The sequence below is a fragment of the Actinokineospora baliensis genome (assembly GCF_016907695.1).
Lineage (GTDB): Bacteria > Actinomycetota > Actinomycetes > Mycobacteriales > Pseudonocardiaceae > Actinokineospora > Actinokineospora baliensis.
In genome coordinates, this window is sequence record NZ_JAFBCK010000001.1 from 420,946 (window position 1) to 438,210 (window position 17,265).

General features: G+C 68.9%; 15 protein-coding genes. 7 read left to right on the forward strand and 8 right to left on the reverse strand.

All coding sequences use genetic code 11. From position 1 onward, the window contains the following. Window positions 1-89: 89 nt before the first annotated feature. A complete protein-coding gene (locus JOD54_RS01530; protein WP_204448831.1) occupies window positions 90-605 on the forward strand; it encodes a tetratricopeptide repeat protein in 516 nt (171 codons plus the stop codon). Here JOD54_RS01530 and JOD54_RS01535 read toward each other — a convergent pair. Continuing rightward, a complete protein-coding gene (locus tag JOD54_RS01535) occupies window positions 590-1,495 on the reverse strand; it encodes a DNA-3-methyladenine glycosylase family protein (protein WP_204448832.1) in 906 nt (301 codons plus the stop codon). The two genes, JOD54_RS01530 and JOD54_RS01535, sit on opposite strands and share 16 nt — an antisense overlap. Before the next feature lie 76 nt (window positions 1,496-1,571). Here JOD54_RS01535 and JOD54_RS01540 point away from each other — a divergent pair, with 76 nt between their 5' ends. After that, complete coding sequence (locus JOD54_RS01540; RefSeq protein WP_204448833.1) at window positions 1,572-2,681, forward strand: mannose-1-phosphate guanylyltransferase; 1,110 nt, start codon at window positions 1,572-1,574, stop codon at window positions 2,679-2,681. Between the two features lie 142 nt (window positions 2,682-2,823). Then, window positions 2,824-3,201 carry a hypothetical protein gene (locus JOD54_RS01545; protein WP_204448834.1) on the forward strand — a complete coding sequence of 126 codons (378 nt, stop codon included), beginning with the start codon at window positions 2,824-2,826 and terminating at the stop codon, window positions 3,199-3,201. Window positions 3,202-3,673: 472 nt separating this feature from the next. Here the strand turns inward: JOD54_RS01545 and JOD54_RS01550 are convergent, their stop codons facing one another. Beyond that, on the reverse strand, window positions 3,674-4,537 hold the full coding sequence (locus tag JOD54_RS01550; protein ID WP_204448835.1) for a glycosyltransferase family 2 protein: 864 nt from the start codon (window positions 4,535-4,537) through the stop codon (window positions 3,674-3,676). Window positions 4,538-4,942: 405 nt separating this feature from the next. Here JOD54_RS01550 and JOD54_RS01555 point away from each other — a divergent pair, with 405 nt between their 5' ends. Next, the gene (locus JOD54_RS01555) at window positions 4,943-6,025 is read left to right on the forward strand and encodes a glycosyltransferase family 4 protein (RefSeq protein WP_204448836.1); all 1,083 of its coding nucleotides are present in this window, start codon (window positions 4,943-4,945) and stop codon (window positions 6,023-6,025) included. Window positions 6,026-6,078: 53 nt separating this feature from the next. Here the strand turns inward: JOD54_RS01555 and JOD54_RS01560 are convergent, their stop codons facing one another. The 3 genes from JOD54_RS01560 to rfbB all read right to left on the reverse strand — a co-directional run bounded on the left by JOD54_RS01560 (window position 6,079) and on the right by rfbB (window position 11,300). Continuing rightward, window positions 6,079-9,111 carry a DEAD/DEAH box helicase gene (locus tag JOD54_RS01560; protein WP_204448837.1) on the reverse strand — a complete coding sequence of 1,011 codons (3,033 nt, stop codon included), beginning with the start codon at window positions 9,109-9,111 and terminating at the stop codon, window positions 6,079-6,081. Window positions 9,112-9,408: 297 nt separating this feature from the next. Continuing rightward, window positions 9,409-10,350, reverse strand: coding sequence for a dTDP-4-dehydrorhamnose reductase (rfbD, locus tag JOD54_RS01565; protein WP_307859781.1), 942 nt, complete (start codon window positions 10,348-10,350; stop codon window positions 9,409-9,411). Beyond that, window positions 10,308-11,300: a dTDP-glucose 4,6-dehydratase gene (gene rfbB, locus JOD54_RS01570; RefSeq protein ID WP_204448838.1), complete on the reverse strand. Its 993-nt coding sequence runs from the start codon at window positions 11,298-11,300 to the stop codon at window positions 10,308-10,310. The genes rfbD and rfbB overlap by 43 nt, the downstream gene beginning before the upstream one ends. A 178-nt stretch (window positions 11,301-11,478) precedes the next feature. Between rfbB and JOD54_RS01575 the strand changes: the two genes are divergently transcribed. Genes JOD54_RS01575 through JOD54_RS01585 form a run of 3 tightly spaced genes read left to right on the forward strand, consistent with a single transcriptional unit; the run spans window position 11,479 to window position 14,603 of the window. After that, a complete protein-coding gene (locus JOD54_RS01575) occupies window positions 11,479-13,131 on the forward strand; it encodes an LCP family protein (protein ID WP_307859782.1) in 1,653 nt (550 codons plus the stop codon). 9 nt (window positions 13,132-13,140) lie between these two features. Continuing rightward, window positions 13,141-13,806, forward strand: coding sequence for a TIGR03089 family protein (locus tag JOD54_RS01580; protein WP_204448839.1), 666 nt, complete (start codon window positions 13,141-13,143; stop codon window positions 13,804-13,806). Next, complete coding sequence (locus tag JOD54_RS01585; protein WP_204448840.1) at window positions 13,806-14,603, forward strand: SDR family NAD(P)-dependent oxidoreductase; 798 nt, start codon at window positions 13,806-13,808, stop codon at window positions 14,601-14,603. The genes JOD54_RS01580 and JOD54_RS01585 overlap by 1 nt, the downstream gene beginning before the upstream one ends. Here the strand turns inward: JOD54_RS01585 and JOD54_RS01590 are convergent. The 3 genes from JOD54_RS01590 to JOD54_RS01600 form a co-directional block, all read right to left on the reverse strand. Then, the gene (locus JOD54_RS01590) at window positions 14,563-15,093 is read right to left on the reverse strand and encodes a DinB family protein (RefSeq protein ID WP_204448841.1); all 531 of its coding nucleotides are present in this window, start codon (window positions 15,091-15,093) and stop codon (window positions 14,563-14,565) included. The genes JOD54_RS01585 and JOD54_RS01590 overlap by 41 nt on opposite strands. 99 nt (window positions 15,094-15,192) lie before the next feature. Then, window positions 15,193-15,981 (reverse strand): toll/interleukin-1 receptor domain-containing protein, encoded by a 789-nt coding sequence (locus tag JOD54_RS01595; RefSeq protein WP_204448842.1) that lies wholly within the window; start codon window positions 15,979-15,981, stop codon window positions 15,193-15,195. A gap of 90 nt (window positions 15,982-16,071) precedes the next feature. Further along, window positions 16,072-17,232 (reverse strand): acyl-CoA dehydrogenase family protein, encoded by a 1,161-nt coding sequence (locus JOD54_RS01600; RefSeq protein ID WP_204448843.1) that lies wholly within the window; start codon window positions 17,230-17,232, stop codon window positions 16,072-16,074. Window positions 17,233-17,265 lie beyond the last annotated feature (33 nt).

Below are 17,265 nucleotides of genomic sequence, written 5' to 3' on the forward strand. Positions count from 1 at the left end.
GCCGAACCGGGTGAAGAATTGTTTTTATTTTGCCGGACAATCGCGTGTCCGCCCCGGCGCCGACTTTTCCCGGTTGCTAGCTTTTACCCATGACCGAGGAATTCGCCTGGCTGCTGCGCTACGACGACCGCGGCGACGTCCTGCTGGAAGCGGCGCACGCCAAGCGCAGGGCGGGCGAGCCGACCGCGGCCATCGGTTACCTGGACGAGGCCATCGCGCTGGGCGGGGAGGACCGCGGTTTCGCCAGGGTCGCCCTGGCGGACCTGCTGTTCGAACTGGGCCGCTACGACGACGCGGCGACCCAACTGGAGGCGCTGCGCACCGAACTGCCGGTGTACCCGGCGCCGTGCGAACTCGCCGCGGAACTGCACACCACGCGCGGCGACAAGCACGAGGCGCTGCACTGGTATTCGCTGGCCATCGCGAACCTGCCCGCGCACGAGATCGCGGAATTGGACCAGTCCACCGGGGCGTCGTCTTATGCCAACAGCCTGCTGATCGCCCGCAGGCGGGTTCGCCACGCGCTGGGTTACGCGCCGGACGACTGGGACAACTGCGTCATCCCCGCCGACACCGCGATCCGCGGCCGTCACATCCGGCGGTAGTCCTTCGCCGAGAGCCGGGGCCCGAAGCGGGGTTTGGCGAACCCGCTCGCCTCGATGTAGCGGACCGCGCGCTGACGGTGCGGCGCGTAGGGCGCCAGCAGTTCGAGCATCCCCCGGTCGTCGGTCTTGCGGCCGGTCAGCGCGTACCCGACGATCGCCGGGATGTGGTAGTCGCCGACGCTCACCGCGTCCGGGTCGCCCCAGGCCCGTTGCGCGACCTCCGCGGCGGTCCACACGCCGATCCCCGGCACCTTGCGCAGCAGCAACCGGCCCGCCACCCCGCGCAGCACCGCGGCGTTCTCCAGCCGCCCGGCGACCTGGGCCGCGGCGATGATCGCCCGCCGCCGCGCCGAGTCGACGCCCGCCCGGTGCCACTCCCAGTCCGCGATCCCCAGCACCGCGGCCGGGGTCGGCGGGACGAACATCCCGGCGGGCACCGGCCCCGGCGCGGGTTCGCCGAAGCGCACCGCGAGTTCGCGCCAGGACTGCCTCGCCTCCTGCCCGGTCACCTTCTGCTCCAGCACCGCCGCGAGCAGCACGTCCCACACCCGTCCCGTGGCACCCAGCCGGATGCCCGGCAGCCCCCGCTTGGCCTCGGCGACCAGCGGGTGCAACGGCTCGAACCCGGAGTCGTCGTCCTCGGCGCCCAGCAGCGCGGGCAGCCCGTCGAGCAACGTGACCGCGCCAGGCCCCCAGGCAGTGGCCGTGACGTCCTCGGCCGCCCGGGTGAGCAACAGCGTGCCCGGCCCATCGGCGGTGTTGGCCGCCAACCAGGCCCCGGCGGTGTCCTGGCGGAACGCCGGGTCGCTCGAACCGCGCCGCAGCGGCCGCAGGACCTGCGCGAGGTCGAGCGGGTAGTCGGGGCGCCAAACGCGGCTGGTGGACGTCATCACGGGGACCGTACCGGCAGGTTGGTTACAGTTGACGCCACCGTGCTCCAGCCCCTAGCACCGAGGACCCGTGCCAGTGACGCTGTCAGAACTGTTCGTAGTCGTCCCCGCGGGTGGCAGCGGGACCCGCCTGTGGCCGCTGTCGCGCGCGGGCAACCCCAAGTTCCTGCACGCGCTCACCGGGACCGACCGCTCGCTGCTGCAGGCGACCTTCGACCGGCTGACCCCGCTCGCCCCGCCGGAGCGGCTGCTGGTGGTCACCGGCACCGCGCACGCGGCAGGCGTGGCCAGGCAGCTGCCGGACCTGCCCGACCGCAACATCCTGGTCGAGCCGTTCGCCAGGGACTCGTGCGCGGCGATCGCGCTGGCCGCCGCGGTGATCGAGCGGCGCAGCCCCGGCGCGGTGATGGCCTCGTTCGCCGCGGACCACCTGATCACCGACACCGACGAGTTCGCGCGGACGGTCGAGCGGGCGGTGGCCGGTGCCCGCGAGGGCTACCTGATGACGATCGGCATCACGCCGACCCGTCCGGAGACCGGTTACGGCTACCTGCAGCTGAGCGCCCCCGCCGAGCGCGGGGTGATCCAGCCGGTGCTGGAGTTCAAGGAGAAGCCGTCGCTGGAGGTGGCCACCCGGTACGTGGAGTCGGGCGCGTACCTGTGGAACGCCAGCATGTTCGTCTGGCGGACGGACCTGTTCCTGGCCGAGCTGGCCGCGCGCAGGCCGGACGTGGCGGGCCCGATCGCCGCGATCGCGGCGGCGTGGGACACCGACGAGCAGGAGGACGTGCTCGCCGAGCTGTGGCCGACGGTGCCGAAGGTGGCCGTGGAGTACGCGGTGATGGAGCCCGCCGCCGAGGAGGGCAAGGTCGCGACCGTGCCGGGCGACTTCGGCTGGAGCGACATCGGCGACTTCGAGACCGTGGTCCGGTTGCTCGGCACCGACGTCGGCGAGGGCGGCCGCTCGTTCACCTCCGAGGCGGGCGGGAGCCGGGCCGTGGTGGTCGACGGGTCGGATGTGATCGTGGTGCCCAACGGCGGTCGGCTGGTGGCGACCCTGGGCGTGCGGGACCTGATCGTGGTCGACACCGAGGACGCGGTGCTGGTCTGCGACCGGGACCGGGCCCAGGACATCAAGCGGCTCACCGAGATCCTGCGCGAGCGCGGCGACGCCGACTACCTGTGAATCCGACTCGGATTCCACGATGATCGGCCTGGCCCGATGACGCGGCGTGCCGAGCGGGATACTCTGACGGGGCAAGGTCGTGTTTTGCCGTAGGACAAGCAGTGCCGAACACCACTGGCAGCGACGCAGGAGAGGCCGCCACATGGACCCCCGTGACCGGGCCGATGCCATCCTGGCGCGGGCCCGCGCGCGCGGCGCCTACGTCGTCACCCCGGACAGCGCCATCTCCCCGATGGACGCCGCCGCGACCCTGCAGATCCCCAGGGCCGTGGTCGCCGCCATAGACGAGGCCGACCCGGACGTCACCATGGTCTTCCCCGCGGATTCGGACGCCTTCCGCCCCACCGCCGAACTCCCGGCGATAGCGCAGGAAGCCGCCACCCAGTCGGTGGCCGCCCCACCGCGCCCGTACCCCAGGCAGCAGCACCCGCACCCGGCGGACGGCATGGTGCCGACCGTACGGCCGCAACCGCACCCGGGCCGCCCCTCCCTGTCCCAGCGCCTCGACGGCGACCGCTGACCGTCCTGTTCGGACTGTCAGTGCGGCGGTGCGCCACAACCAGGTGCCGCGCGGGCCCGGGTCGACCGAGTTGTTGCGGCGCAACGCCGCTAGCGGGTAGCCAGTCGCAGGCGTAGTGCCAGGCCCGCCTTGATCGCGACGCGGACGCCGAACCGGCGGTCAATGCCACACATAGGTCGGCGCCGACAAGGTGGTGGTAGGAACCAGCCTCGCGGGGCGGCCGCCAGGGTGCGCAGTAGCGGGATCGAGCCTCGTGACACGGCGCCCGGGTGAACGTCAGCGACGATCACGTGCCCGCCCGGCGGCGTCGAGGGCGACTCTCGGCGCCACCCAGGAACCGTGCACCACCGGCTCGTCGATCGCGAAAGCCGTGTTCCCCGAGGCGCTGTAGGTCGACGACCGCCAGCGACGGGTCGGCTCGTGAACCACCAACCCACCTAAACGGCGGCCCAGGCGGGCTATTGCAACGCCGCTAGCGGGTGGCCAACCGCAGGCGCAGTGCCAGGCCCGCCTTGATCGCGATGCGGACGGGGGCCCAGGCCGGGCCGCGGTGGCGGTCGGCGATGTAGCGGTAGGCGCTGTCGTGGTGGGCGGCGAGCATCTTGTCGGAGACCTTGGCCGTGGAGACGCCCTGGATGTGCATGACGGTGGCGGAGGGGACGTAGACGTTCTGCCAGCCCGCTTCGCCGAGGCGCTCGCCGAGGTCGACGTCCTCGAAGTACATGAAGTACCGGGTGTCGAAGCCGTCGACGGAGTCGAAGGCGGTCCGGCGCAGCAGCAGGCAGGACCCGGACAGCCACCCCGCGACCCGCTCGCGCACGTCGGTGGCGGACTGCTTGTAGGCGCGGGTCCACGGGTTGGCGGGCCACACCTTGCCCAGCACGCCGTGCCCGATGCCCTTGCCGAGCGAGGGGACCTCCCGCGCCGACGGGTACACGGTGCCGTCGCGCTCGGTGATCAGCGGGCCGAACGCGCCGCCGCGCGGCCAGCGCTCGGCGGCGGCGAGCAGGTCGTCGAGCGAACCGGGGGCCCACTCCAGGTCCGGGTTGGCCACCACGACCCAGCCGTACTCGGGGCCGAGCGCGGCCACGCCGCGGTTGGCGCCGCCGCCGTAGCCGAGGTTGCCGCCGGTGCGGACCAGGTCGACGTGGTCGTGCGCGGCCGAGGCGGCCTCGGGGGCGCCGTCGACCGAGCCGTTGTCGGCCAGCACGACCCGGACCTCGCGGGTGGTGGCGGCGGCCAGGGTCTGGATGAACCGCTCCAGGGTGTCCCCGGGCGAGTAGGTCACGGTCACCACGGCGATCCGGTCGCCGTAGGCGGTGGGTTCAGCGGTCACGACCCGACATTGTGCCCGACCCGCCCCCGGCGCCGAACCCGCACGCACCCGGTCACCCAGCGCGCTCGCCGCCGCCGACCAGATCTTTCACGAACGGGTGAACTTCCGCCTGCCGCTCGCTCCACTCTGGACATAGCGACCTCCGTTGTGCGCCAACCGGACGCCGTGGGTTGGGGCGATCGGGTGAGGCGGCGGCGGCGCCCGTGCCGACGCCGCGGGCGCGACCCCCCGTTTCCTGCCGTTGAGCACCCATCACGCGCTGCGATGAGGCACGCTATGGCTGGCGGCACCACGCGCGCGAGGAGGCAGGATTGGCTCAGGGCACCCGACCGGTCCGCCGCGCGCGCACGCCCCTCGCGCGCGGGCTCGGCGCCGCGACCGCACGGCAGTCAGGGGGACACCCGCATGCCTAAGCCGATTCGGGTACTGATCGACGGGACACCGCTGCTGGGCAACCGCACCGGCATCGGCCGCTACACCGCCGCACTGGCCGAGGAACTCGCTTCGTCGTCCCATGTGGACATGCGCGCGGTCGCGTTCACGCTGCGCGGCTGGCGCGGGCTGCGCCGGGTCCTGCCGCACGGGGTGCGGGCGCGCGGCATCCCGTCACCCGCGGGCCTGTTGCGCGCGGCGTGGCTGCGGGGGACGTTCCCGCCGGTGGAGCTGTTCGCCGGGCTCACCGATGTGGTGCACGGCACCAACTTCGTGCTCCCGGCCGCGTTCCGCGCCGGTGGCGTGCTGACCGTCCACAACCTCAGCTTCCTGGACTACCCCGAGGAACTCTCGCGTTTCGACACCCGGCTGCCCGAGCTGGTCCGGGTCTCGGCGCACCGCGCGGGGGTCGTGTGCGCCCCGAGCCGGGCGGTGGCCGACCTGGTGGTGTCGCGGCTGGAGGTCCCGGAGGAGAAGGTCCGGGTGACCCCGCTCGGCGTCGACCCGGCGTGGTTCACCGCCCGCCCGCCCAACCCGGACCTGGCCAAGCGGCTGAACCTGCCCAGGGAGTACCTGCTGTACGTGGGCTCCCCCGGCCCGCGCAAAGCCCTCGACTGGCTGATCAAGGCCCACGCGAACACCCCGGCGCTGCCCCCGCTGGTCCTGGTCGGACCCGGCCACACGGCATCGGGCGGCCGGGTCCGCACCACCGGCTACCTGTCCGAAGCAGACCTCCGCAGCGTCGTCGCGGGGGCGTCCGCGCTGACACTGCCCTCGCGCGACGAGGGCTTCGGCCTCCCGGTCATCGAAGCCATGGCCTGCGACGTCCCCGTCGTCTGCACGGACGTCGCCGCCCTGCGGGAAGTCGCGGGCGACCACGCCCACCTGGTCCCCTTCGGCGAGATAGACGCCATGGCGGCGGCGCTGACCGAGGCCCTGGAAAGCCGCCTGACCCCCGGCAAGATCAGCGAACGCCGAGCCCACGCCGCCGCCTACACCTGGCGCCGCTGCGCCGAACTCACCGTCGCCGCCTACCGCGCCGCCGCCGACCGCTGAGGCCGCCATCTCCCGAGTCATATGGAAACGGTGGACCACGAGTCGATTGCGGACTATTCGGAGCAGAGCATCACGGGTCGTGCGACCTGCAACACGCTATCATGGAAGACTGACAGAAGGTCGCGAACCTGCATGGCGGACAAGTTCTCGCTGTCCAAGTGTGCGCGGAGCTTCTTGCAACTGAGGCCGGGCTGGACAATCGCAACGGTGCCCTGAACCAGCGGGCGACTGCGTGCGAGAGACAGGGACTCCGCCCTACCTGCGACACCACAAACTACGAGCAGCTGACTTCTTCGGCCGTGCACGACAGTCGCCTTCGGCTTTGATGCTCCTGTGAGACGCTTGCCAAGCTCGTTCCAGAAGCCGGGATCAGTGACCCAACGACGGCTCTTGATGGCCTGCGCTACGACTTCCTGAAGGTCCATGACACGAACCGACGGCTTCTTACCGCCAGCATACTTCGCGTGCCACAGTCCCACCGATACCGTAGTGCCCTCGATCTCGACGACGATGTAATCCGCGAACTCGCCACCTCCGTCGTTGTGCACGATCCACCGGTGCCGTCCGCGTTTCGGTTGCCCGTTGAGGTAGTTCTCCAACTCCTCGTGGATGGACCGCCCGTCGCCTTTTTCAGCGGCCTTCTTGCGAGTCTCGGCTTCAAGATTCACACCAGTCCAGCCTAGCGTGCTGAACTCCATATTCGGCAGCGATCGGGTCGTCGACCTGCTGTTGACGATGACGGTGCCGTGCACGGTGTCGCCGTTGCCGAAGAAGATCGTGGGTGGACGGTCCGTCAACAAGTCGCTCAAGCTGACAGCTACACCGTAGCCGCGGCCGACCACGAGGTCGTGTCCGATTGCGGTGACTTCTGCTGCCACGTCGAGACTGCCAGCCCAGACGGCACGGCGAGAGTCTCCCGAGCCGGTGAACGCCTGCAGCAGGAGCTCGTCGTGGCCCGACTGGAGCATGTCGGCTTCAAACTCGAGCGTGTCCAAGGGACCGACATCTTCGATCGTCCAACCCATCCCGATCAACGCAGGGTCAAGTTCGACCGCGATGGGCAGCTCGACCGGCCACGCCATAAGTCGTGTTCCACGATTGACCTGAGGGAGCAATTGGCCCGTCTGGGCACCCGGCGGGAACCAGTAGCGCTCAGCGAGGTCGTCGACGAACGCCTCATAGCGCAGCAACGGACTGTACCTGGTCTCCCAGTATTTGCCTTTGGCTGTGGCAACGCCCGCGGTGAAGGTGCCTTCGTCGTCGGCTACTTGGATCATCGCGTGGCCCAGGGAACCGTAGGCAGTGTCGACTTCTCGCAAGCCGCGGTCGACGCCTTTGCCAGCGAACATCCGGTAGCTGGTCGTTCCGGTGGAGCCACCGTAGTTGTTGCGTAGGCCGACGGAAGAGACAGATTGCCTAGTGAAACTGTCGAATGCTGCTTGCAGCTTGCCCGGGTCGGCAAGGTCGCTGCGCTGCCGGATATCGAGGAGGTCGAGGAGATCCCGACTGAGACCGTTGTCTTCGACGTTCACGAAAAGGAGATCGGGACGGTCTGTCCTGGTTGCGTCTCGGCGGGTAATCAGGTGAAGTTGATACCGGGACGCGTCGAGCCCTGGCGCGTTGTGCCACGCCGGACGCTCAACAGATTCAGTGATTACCATAAACGTGGTACAAGCGGAATTGAAGCCCGAGTGGAGGATTAGCTTTCCTCTGAGAGCCTTGCCCTCACGCAGATCCTCGGGAATGACACCATCCTCAAACGCCCGCGGCATTGCGTGGATCCGTGGGCGCAGTTCGCGGATCACGACCCGACGAAGTGGTTGCACCGCATCGAGAGTGAGGTGGGGCGGAGCATCACCGAACTGACGGGCGTACTGACGATTATCACGATGGCTCTGCACTTCGTCATCGATAATGCCAGGCAGAATTACGGCCCAGTCCTGGTCCTCTCCGTACAGTTTGCGGACTACGCCCTGCAACTCGGGGTAGACGTCGATGTCCTTTGCGGTAACGAGGACTGAGGACTGCGGGTATTTGTCGTCTACTCGGGCGAGCCTACCAATCAGTTGTGCGGTCGCGGGCAACGACCGATGCTTATCATGATAAGCGATGAGCCTGAGACTTGGCAGGTCGAAACCCTCGATCAGCATGCCGACTACTGCCACAGCGCGCAGTCGGCCGCATCGAAGGTCTGAAGTGATCTGCCTTTGGCGGGTGCCGGACATTCCTGAGTGAAGCACTTCAATGTTCACACCAGCGGTTCGGTACAGGGCGGCCAGCTGCGTAGCTCGTTGCCTGGAGGCTGCGCGCACCAACAGCGTGCTGGTCGCATGTTCGCCTGTACCGAGGATTCCGACCGTCGCTTCCAGAACAGCTCGATCTGTGTCATCGCGCGATCCCCAGCGAGACTGGTCGAGAATGACCGGCTGGATCGGCTTGAAGATGCGCTCTTCGAGTGCCTGCCGCAAAGGATAGTGGTAAACGTGCTCGCCAGGCAGCCTTTGCCCGTCGAGCCGTCGTGGCGTAGCCGTGAGAAGGACAGACTTCGCTTGGCCAAAGTACTCGAGGATGGCGCGCCAAGTGGGAGCCGTGCTGTGGTGTGCTTCATCAATAATGATCAGATCAAAAAGGTCGACAGGCGGCTGCATGTTGCCGTAGTGAACTGGACTAATGGTACCTGGCGAGGCGACGACGACTTCGTACTGCTCGACATTGACCCAGTCCTGTACGCGAGCCTTGAGTTCGAGAACTCGGGGTGCGCCGCCGCCGTCGATGGCTCCGATGCGCTGCAGAAGGGAGAGATCCACGAAGGCTTCACTGAGCTGTTCCCGCAGCTCGACCGAGGGGACAACGACAAGGACCCGTTTCGCGGACAACAAGAAGGGTGCAGCCAAAGCGATAGCTGATTTCCCAGTACCGGTGGGCAGTGACACCAGGGCGGGAGTCGTCCGAGGCAAGGACCAGTGGGCGAGCAGAGCAGCCAAGGCGCCGCGCTGGGGGCTCCGCCACTGCGGCTTGGCAGCGGATTCGAACAGCGTGAATCGAATGTTCTCGAACGAGAAGAGGTTCGACTGAAGATCCGTCATGGCGACCCTCCTGTTCGATCCGTCGCAGCCTAGAAATCGCGGAGAAACCCGTATCCGAGGCATCGCGCCGAGCAGGACACTTCGTTAACCGACGTAGCCAACTTTCACCCGTTAGAGGTATAGGGCTGATTCGATTGACGGCCCGAGAGTTGCGTAGGGTAGCCGCGCGCTAACGATCGGTGCTGAACCAAGGAGGGATGTCCGCCCCGCCCAGAGTTCTGACAAGTCACCGCCCCACGACCACCATGCCCCGGGCGCGGAACGCGGAGAGTGCCCGTGTAACCGCGAGCCCCCGGCTTAGGCGCGGAAGTCGGCGGCGTGGCGGGAGAAGGCTTCGGAGAGGGCCGCGCGCCAGGGGCGTAGCGGGGTGAGGCCGGAGTCCGTCCAGGCGCGGTTGGAGAGGACGGAGTAGGCGGGGCGTTTGGCGGGGGTGGGGTAGTCCTCTGTGCCGCAGGACTTGACCCGGGTTGGGTCGGCGCCCAGTTCTTCGAAGACGGCTCGGGCGAAGCCTGCCCAAGTGACCTCGCCCGCGCCGGTCGCGTGCAGTACCCGGCTCGCGGGACCCTCCCCCCGCGTGATCCGCGAAGCCAGCTCGACCAGACCGGTCGCCAGGTCGAAAGTCCACGTGGGACTTCCCAATTGATCGTCCACAACAGACAACGTGTCCCGTGCGGATTCCAGCCGCACCATGGTCTTCACGAAGTTCTTGCCCCAAGCCCCGTACACCCACGACGTGCGCACGACCCACGCGTCCGCGCCCGACCCGAGTACCGCGTCCTCACCGGCGAGCTTGGTCAACCCGTAGATCGACCGGGGCCCCGGCGCCGCGTCCACCTCGTACGGCGCCGTGGCGTCGCCGGGGAAGACGTAGTCGGTGGACACGTGCACCAGCGGGACCCCGCGCGACGAGCAGACCGCGGCGAGCACCCGGGGGCCGTCGGCGTTGATCGCGAAGGCGGCCGCCTGGTCGGTTTCGGCCTTGTCCACCGCCGTGTGCGCCGCGGCGTTGACCACGACGACCCGGCGGCCCGCGGCGTGCTCGACGGTGCCTGCGACGGCCTCGATGACCGAGCCCGCGCTGGTGATGTCGAGCTCGGCGGAGCCGGGGGCCACGACGTCGACGCCGTCGAGCGCGGCGAGTTCGCGGCCGAGCTGCCCGGTGCCGCCGGGGACGAGTAGGACAAGGGACACGGTGGTCAGCTCCCGGGTAGCGCGGCGCGGTTCTTCAGCGGTTCCCACCACGCTCTGTTGTCCCGGTACCACGCGACGGTGTCGGCGAGACCGTCCTGGAAGGACACCCGGGGCGCGTAGCCCAGCTCGGTGGCGATCTTGGTGATGTCGACCGAGTAGCGCCGGTCGTGCGCCTTGCGGTCGACCACCGGCCGCACGAACGACTCGTCGGTGCCGGTGGCGGCCAGCAGCAGGTCGGTCAGCTCCCGGTTGGTCAGCTCGGTGCCGCCGCCGATGTTGTAGATCTCCCCGGGGCGGCCGCCGTCGACGACGAGCTGGATGCCGTGGCAGTGGTCGTCGACGTGCAGCCAGTCGCGCACGTTGAGGCCGTCGCCGTAGAGCGGCACCTTCTCGCCGTCCACCAGGTTGGTGGTGAACAGCGGGATGACCTTCTCCGGGAACTGGTAGGGCCCGTAGTTGTTCGAGCAGCGGGTGACGCACACCGGCAGCCCGTGGGTGCGGAAGAACGCCCGCGCCATCAGGTCCGAGGACGCCTTGGACGCCGCATACGGCGAATTGGGCTCCAGCGGGTGGGTCTCGGGCCAGGACCCCACGTCGATCGAGCCGTACACCTCGTCGGTCGAGACGTGCACGAACCGGCCGACCCCGGCGTCGACGGCGGCCTGCAGCAGCGTCTGGGTGCCCAGCACGTTGGTCAGCACGAAGTCGGCCGCGCCGAGGATCGAACGGTCCACGTGGGACTCCGCGGCGAAGTGCACGACCAGGTCGACCCCGGCCATGGTCGCGCGCACCAGGTCGGCGTCGCAGATGTCGCCCTCGACGAAGCGCAGCCGCTCGCTGTCGGCCACCGGGTCGAGGTTGGCCCGGTTACCGGCGTAGGTCAGCTTGTCGAGCACCACGACCTCGGCGTCGGCCAGCGACGGGTACGCCCCGCCCAGCGCCTGCCGCACGTAGTGCGACCCGATGAACCCGGCCCCGCCTGTCACCAGCACCCGCATGTGGTCCCACCGTCCTCACGCTCGCAGGTCTCCCCGCGAGGAGTCTTCCACGTCTCGTCCCCTGTCGGAGTAAACGTCGACGCTCACCGATCCGTGTTACCGGTGACGACGCTGACAGCCGGACCACACGGAGGTGGGTAACCTGGTTCACGTCAGGTCAGACCGGGGAGGAGCGTGCGTGGGCGAGCGTGCGCGTGCGGTGACCGGCGAATCGGTGGGTGCCTTACCCGTGCCGCCGCGTCGGCCGTCGCTGTTCTTGCGGGCGAGCACCGTGCTGGTGCGCGCCCTGGTCACCGTGCTGTCGGTGGCCGTGCTGGCGGCGACGGCGTGGGGGTGGTCGCTGTTTCGCGACCTCGACGACAACGTGGCCACCACCGACGTCATCGAGGTCCAGGCGGGCGACCCGGCCACCGGGGGTTCGACCGCGGAGCGGCTCGACAGCGCCGTCGACATCCTGCTGGTGGGCATCGACAGCCGCACCGACGCGTTCGGCAACCCGCTGCCCAAGGAAGTCCTGGCGATGCTCAACGGCGGCAAGGCCGACGGCGAGCGCAACACCGACACGATGATCCTGGTGCACATCCCCGCCGGTGGCCGCAAGGCCGTGGCGTTCTCCTTCCCGCGCGACTCGTGGGTCGACATCGGCGGCGGGTTCGGCAAGCACAAGCTCAACTCGGCGTTCGTCTACGCCTACAACGACACCCGCAAGACCCTGATCGAGCAGGGCGTCGACGACCCCAAGGAGGTCGAGGCGAAGGCGGTGGTCGCTGGCCGCAAGAACCTCATCGCCGCGATCGAGCGGCTGATCGGCAAGGCGGTCACCATCGACCGCTACGCCGAGGTCAACCTGGCCAGCTTCTACGAGGTCACCAAGGCCGTCGGCGGCGTCGAGGTGTGCCTGAACAACGCGGTCGACGAGCCCAAGTCGGGCGCCCGGTTCCCGGCGGGCCGCCAGACCATCTCCGGCGCGGCCGCGCTGTCGTTCGTGCGGCAGCGCTACCAGCTGCCCAACGGCGACCTGGACCGGATCGTGCGGCAGCAGACGTTCCTGGGCGCGCTGGCCAACAAGGTCCTGTCCGCGGAGATGCTGGCCAACCCGGGCCGCGCCAGGGACCTGATCACCGCCGTGCAGAAGTCGGTGGTGCTCTCGTCGAACTGGAACCTGTCCCGCTTCGCCGCCCAGATGCAGGGCCTGAGCAGCGGGAACATCGAGTTCCGGACCATCCCGAACGAGGGCGACGCCAAGATCGGCGGGGCCGACGTGATCAAGGTCAACCCCGACCACGTCGCGACGACGGTCAAGCAGGTCATCGACCAGTCCGACGGCGTGACGACGCGGCCGAGCACCCCACCGACCTCGTCGTCCGGCAGCCCGGCGGAGACCAACGCGATCCCGCTCGCGCCCACGACGACCACGGGCAAGCCCAGCAGCGGCATCACCGTGGACGTGCGCAACGGCTCCAACACCAAGGGCCTCGCATCCGCCGTCCTCGACCGCCTAGTGGCCCACGGCTTCACCCGCGGCGAGGTCGGCGACGCGGCCATCCAGAGCGGCACCGTGGTCCGGTACGCGACCGGTGAGCTCGCCAAGGCCAACGCTGTGGCCAGCACGCTCACCACCAAGGGGCTGACTCTTACCGAAGACCGTACGCTGCTCTCTGGGCACGTACGGGTGGTTCTAGGTACCTCTTACCCGCCCGGGGAGCAGCAGCTCACGAACGACCCCATGCTTAACCTCGCCCCCACCAGCACCGCGCGTCCTACCTCGACCGCGCCTCTTACCGTGGCACCGCCCAACGTCGAGGCGGGCAGCCTTAAGTGCATCAACTAGTTTGATCTGGTGAGCCTCACCGAAGCCCTCTTGCGCCCTCTTCGCGCGTCCTCGGCGAAACCGCTGGTCACGCACTACGACGACGCAACAGGCAGCCGGGTTGAACTGTCGGTGGCGACCATGGCGAACTGGGCGGCCAAAACCGCCAACTGGCTCGTCGAGGAGTACGACGTCGAGGCGGGCACACCCGTGGCTGTGCGGTTGCCCGCGCACTGGCAGACCGCCGGGGTGTTGCTGGGCGCGTGGTGGGCGGGCGCGCACGTGGTCGCCGAGGGCCCTGCGGCAGTGACGTTCGTCGCACCCGGGGAGACCGCGGACGGGGTGACAGCCGCGGTGTCGCTGGACCCGATGGGGCGGGACCTGGGCGGTTCACGCGACGGGGTGATCGACTTCATCGGCGAGGCCCGCCTGTTCGGCGACGACTACTTCGGCGGGCCGGTACCGGGATCGACGCTCGCGCTGGCCGGGCTGACCGTGGACGAGGTGCTGGCGCGGGCGGCGGGGCTCGAACCGGGGGTCCGGGTGCTGTCCACCCGGGAGTGGACGGTGCCGGACGGGGTGCTCAGCGCCCTGGTCGCCCCGCTGGTCGCCGGTGGGTCGGTGGTGCAGGTCAGCAACCCGGCACGGGTGGACGCCCACCGCACGGCGGAGCGGACGACCCTGGACTTGGCCTGATGCGGTCGTTCGCGGGGAAGGTCGCCGTGGTCACCGGGGCGGCTTCGGGGATCGGGGACGCGTTGGTGACGGCGTTGGTCGCGGAGGGCGCCCAGGTGGCGGCCTCGGACATCGCCGAGGTGGGGGCTCGGGACGGGGTGCGGCCGTACCGGGTGGACGTGGGTGATCGGGATGCGGTGTACGCGCATGCCGAGCAGGTCGCGGGTGACTTCGGGCGGGTTGACCTGGTGGTCAACAACGCTGGGGTGGCGCTGCGCGGGACGGTCGCCCAGATGAGCGACGAGGACCTGCGCTGGGTCATGGACGTCGACTTCTGGGGAGTGGCGCACGGGTCGCGCGCGTTCCTGCCGCACCTGGTGGCCAGCCGCGGGCACCTGGTGAACGTGTCCAGCGTGTTCGGTCTGATCGGGGTGCCGACGCAGAGCGCCTACAACGCGGCCAAGTTCGCCGTCCGCGGCTTCACCGAGGCCCTGCGCCAGGAAATGGCGGGCGTCGTCGGCGTCACCTGCGTGCACCCCGGCGGCGTGCGGACCTCGATCGCCCGCAACGCGCGCACCTCCGACCCGGCCGAGAAAGAGTCCTTCGGACGCTCACTCGACCGGGTGGCGCTGACCTCACCGGACCGCGCGGCCCAGCGCATCCTCGACGGGGTGCGCCGTGACCGCGCCCGGGTCCTGATCGGCCCGGACGCCTACGTCATCGACCTGCTGCCGCGACTGCTGGGCTCCTGGTACCAGCCCCTGGTCCGCCGCGTCTTCAGCCCATCGTCTTCTGACCGTCGAGGCTCTCGCGGATGATGTCCGCGTGCCCCGCGTGCTGCGCGGTCTCGGCGATGATGTGCAGCAGGACGCGCCGCACGGACCTCGTGGCCCCGGCCTCGAACCAGGGCGCCTCCGGCAGCGGGAACGCCTGGTTGAGGTCCGCGGTCCTGACCAGCTCATCGGTCTTGGCGGCCACCTCGGCGTAGTTGGCGAGGTAGGTCTCGAGGGACTCGCCCGGGTTCATCCGGTGCTCGTCCTCCCAGTCCAGCTCAACACTGGCCATCCCAGCCGCGCCACCGACCATGAACCGGTACCAAGCCGCCTCAGTCGAGGCGACGTGCTTGATGAGCCCGCCGATGGTCAGCGCACTGACGGTCGTCCGCTGCGCCGCCTGCTCGTCGGTGAGCCCCTGGGCGGTGTGGCGCAGGAACCCCCGGTGCACGGTGAGGGTCTGCAGCAGATCCGCCCGCTCGGTGTCGAGGTCGGTGGCGGTCGGGGTGGTGGACAGGTCAAGCGGGCTGCTCATGATGCGTCCTTTGAGGTCTCACGCGGTTCGTTGAGGACAACTCTAGGACGACTTGCGGACAGCTTCGGTCCGCAAGCAGGCGCTCATTCGAGTTTCACTTCACGGAGCCGGATGCCTACGCACAGCGACAGTCTCGCGCGCCTTTGCGCCAGCCCAGTAGCGATCCGTGGGAGGAAGCTGCAGTGCGCGTTCCGCCTCGCGAATCAGCCTGTGGATACTTTGTCCGACTTCTTCGCCATCGGCCATAGCCAATAGTGCAACGAGGTTATGACCGATCCTGCGGATAGCAATCTCAAGCTGGAGAGACCGGTCAGAGGATTCACCACCCACCAGTATTTTGTGCTGGGCGCGAACCAACTCGAGGACTTCACCCAAGAGGTCCTCGGATGGCCGCTTCGCCACCGCGCCACGACTAGGAACCGCGCTAATCTCTTGGAGTTTGGCGTCCAACTCAGGCCACCACTTGTCAAACGAGACGTCCAGCTTCTTCAGGGGAGCCGGGCATGCGCTGTTGATCGAGCCAACCAGCTTCCGCATGTCCTCTCGCTCGTAGACGGTCGCCTGGAACTGCAACAGCGGCCCAGTAACCTCCTTGGGCTCAACCCCGAATAGAAACGGCGACACCCGGCTGGTTTCCACGAACTTCGACAGCGCCCCCGCCTCGAAGTTCAACCAGGGCGCCGCCAAGTTGTCCTTCGTCGCACAGATGATCCCGAAGTTGCAGTCCGCCAACTCGGCCGCGATCCCCGCACTCCACCGCGCCCCCTTGTCGATGTCCTCCGACGACAGGTACGGCTCCACGGCCTGGATCACCGACGGGATCCACTCGCGCAGTACCTCGGCCACGTTCCGGCTGATCTCGCCGGACCAGCTGATGAAGACCTTCACACCCCGCTCCGTCGGGACCCGAGCACCCACCGTTACACAACAAAGGGCGGCCCGGTCCACCGACCGGGCCGCCCTCTCCAGAAGATCTAGCTACCCCTTGAGCAGGGACCGCGCCATCACCATGCGCTGGATCTGGTTGGTGCCCTCGTAGATCTGGGTGATCTTCGCGTCGCGCATCATGCGCTCCACCGGGAAGTCGCGCGTGTAGCCCGCTCCGCCGAACAGCTGTACCGCGTCGGTTGTGACCTCCATGGCCGTGTCCGAGGCGAAGGTCTTGGCGGCGCTGGAGGCGAAGGACCCGCCCGGCTCGCCGCGTTCGACCTTGGCAGCGGCGGCGTACACGAGGTGGCGGGCGGCTTCGATCTTCATCGCCATGTCGGCGAGCATGAACTGGACGCCTTGGAACTCGGCGATGGATTTGCCGAATTGCTTGCGGTCCTTGACGTAGGCGACGGCCGCGTCGAGGGCGCCTTGGGCGATTCCCAGTGCCTGCGCGCCGATCGAGTGGCGGGTGTGGTCGAGGGTGCGCAGCGCGAGCCGCAGGCCCTGGCCGGGTTCGCCGATGATGCGGTCGGCGGGGATCTCGCAGTTCTCGAAGTAGATCTCGCGGGTCGGGGAGCCCTTGATGCCGAGCTTGCGCTCTTTGGGCCCGACCACGAAACCGGGGTCGTCCTTGTGCACCATGAACGCCGAGATGCCGTCGGCCGGCTTGGCCGCGTCCGGGTTGGACACCGCCATCACCGTGTACCAGCTGGACTCGCCCGCGTTGGTGATCCAGCACTTGGTGCCGTTGAGCACCCAGCTCGACCCCTCCGAGCGGGCCTTCGTGCGCATCGACGCCGTGTCCGACCCGGCTTCGCGCTCGGACAGCGCGTAGGAGGCCATCTCACCGGCGGCGATCGCGGAGAGCACCTGCTGCTTGAGCCCCTCGGAGCCGCCGAGGATCAGGTTCATCGTGCCCAGCTTGTTGACCGCCGGGATCAGCGAGGACGACCCGCAGACCCTGGCGACCTCCTCGATCACGATGTTGGTCGCCACCGAGTCGGCGCCCTGGCCGTCGTAGGCCTCGGGGATGTGCGGTGCGGCGAACCCGGCCTTGTTCAGCGCGGTCAGCGCCTCGACCGGGAACCGCTCCTGCTCGTCCACCTCGACCGCGTGCGGCGCGATCTCCTTCTCGGCGAGGTCGCGCACGGCCTCGCGCAGCGCGTTGTGCTCGTCGCCGAGCTGGTAGAGCCCGTAGCCCGCGTCCACGTCAGTTACCTCCCGGTACGGCAGCGTCCAGAC

Coding starts and splice junctions, on each gene's coding strand:
- JOD54_RS01535 (WP_204448832.1), bottom strand. CDS start 1,495: ATGACGTCCACCAGCCGCGTTTGGCGCCCCGACTACCCGCTCGACCTC.
- JOD54_RS01555 (WP_204448836.1), top strand. CDS start 4,943: ATGCCTAAGCCGATTCGGGTACTGATCGACGGGACACCGCTGCTGGGC.
- JOD54_RS01590 (WP_204448841.1), bottom strand. CDS start 15,093: ATGAGCAGCCCGCTTGACCTGTCCACCACCCCGACCGCCACCGACCTC.
- JOD54_RS01560 (WP_204448837.1), bottom strand. CDS start 9,111: ATGACGGATCTTCAGTCGAACCTCTTCTCGTTCGAGAACATTCGATTC.
- JOD54_RS01585 (WP_204448840.1), top strand. CDS start 13,806: ATGCGGTCGTTCGCGGGGAAGGTCGCCGTGGTCACCGGGGCGGCTTCG.
- JOD54_RS01545 (WP_204448834.1), top strand. CDS start 2,824: ATGGACCCCCGTGACCGGGCCGATGCCATCCTGGCGCGGGCCCGCGCG.
- rfbB (WP_204448838.1), bottom strand. CDS start 11,300: ATGCGGGTGCTGGTGACAGGCGGGGCCGGGTTCATCGGGTCGCACTAC.
- JOD54_RS01530 (WP_204448831.1), top strand. CDS start 90: ATGACCGAGGAATTCGCCTGGCTGCTGCGCTACGACGACCGCGGCGAC.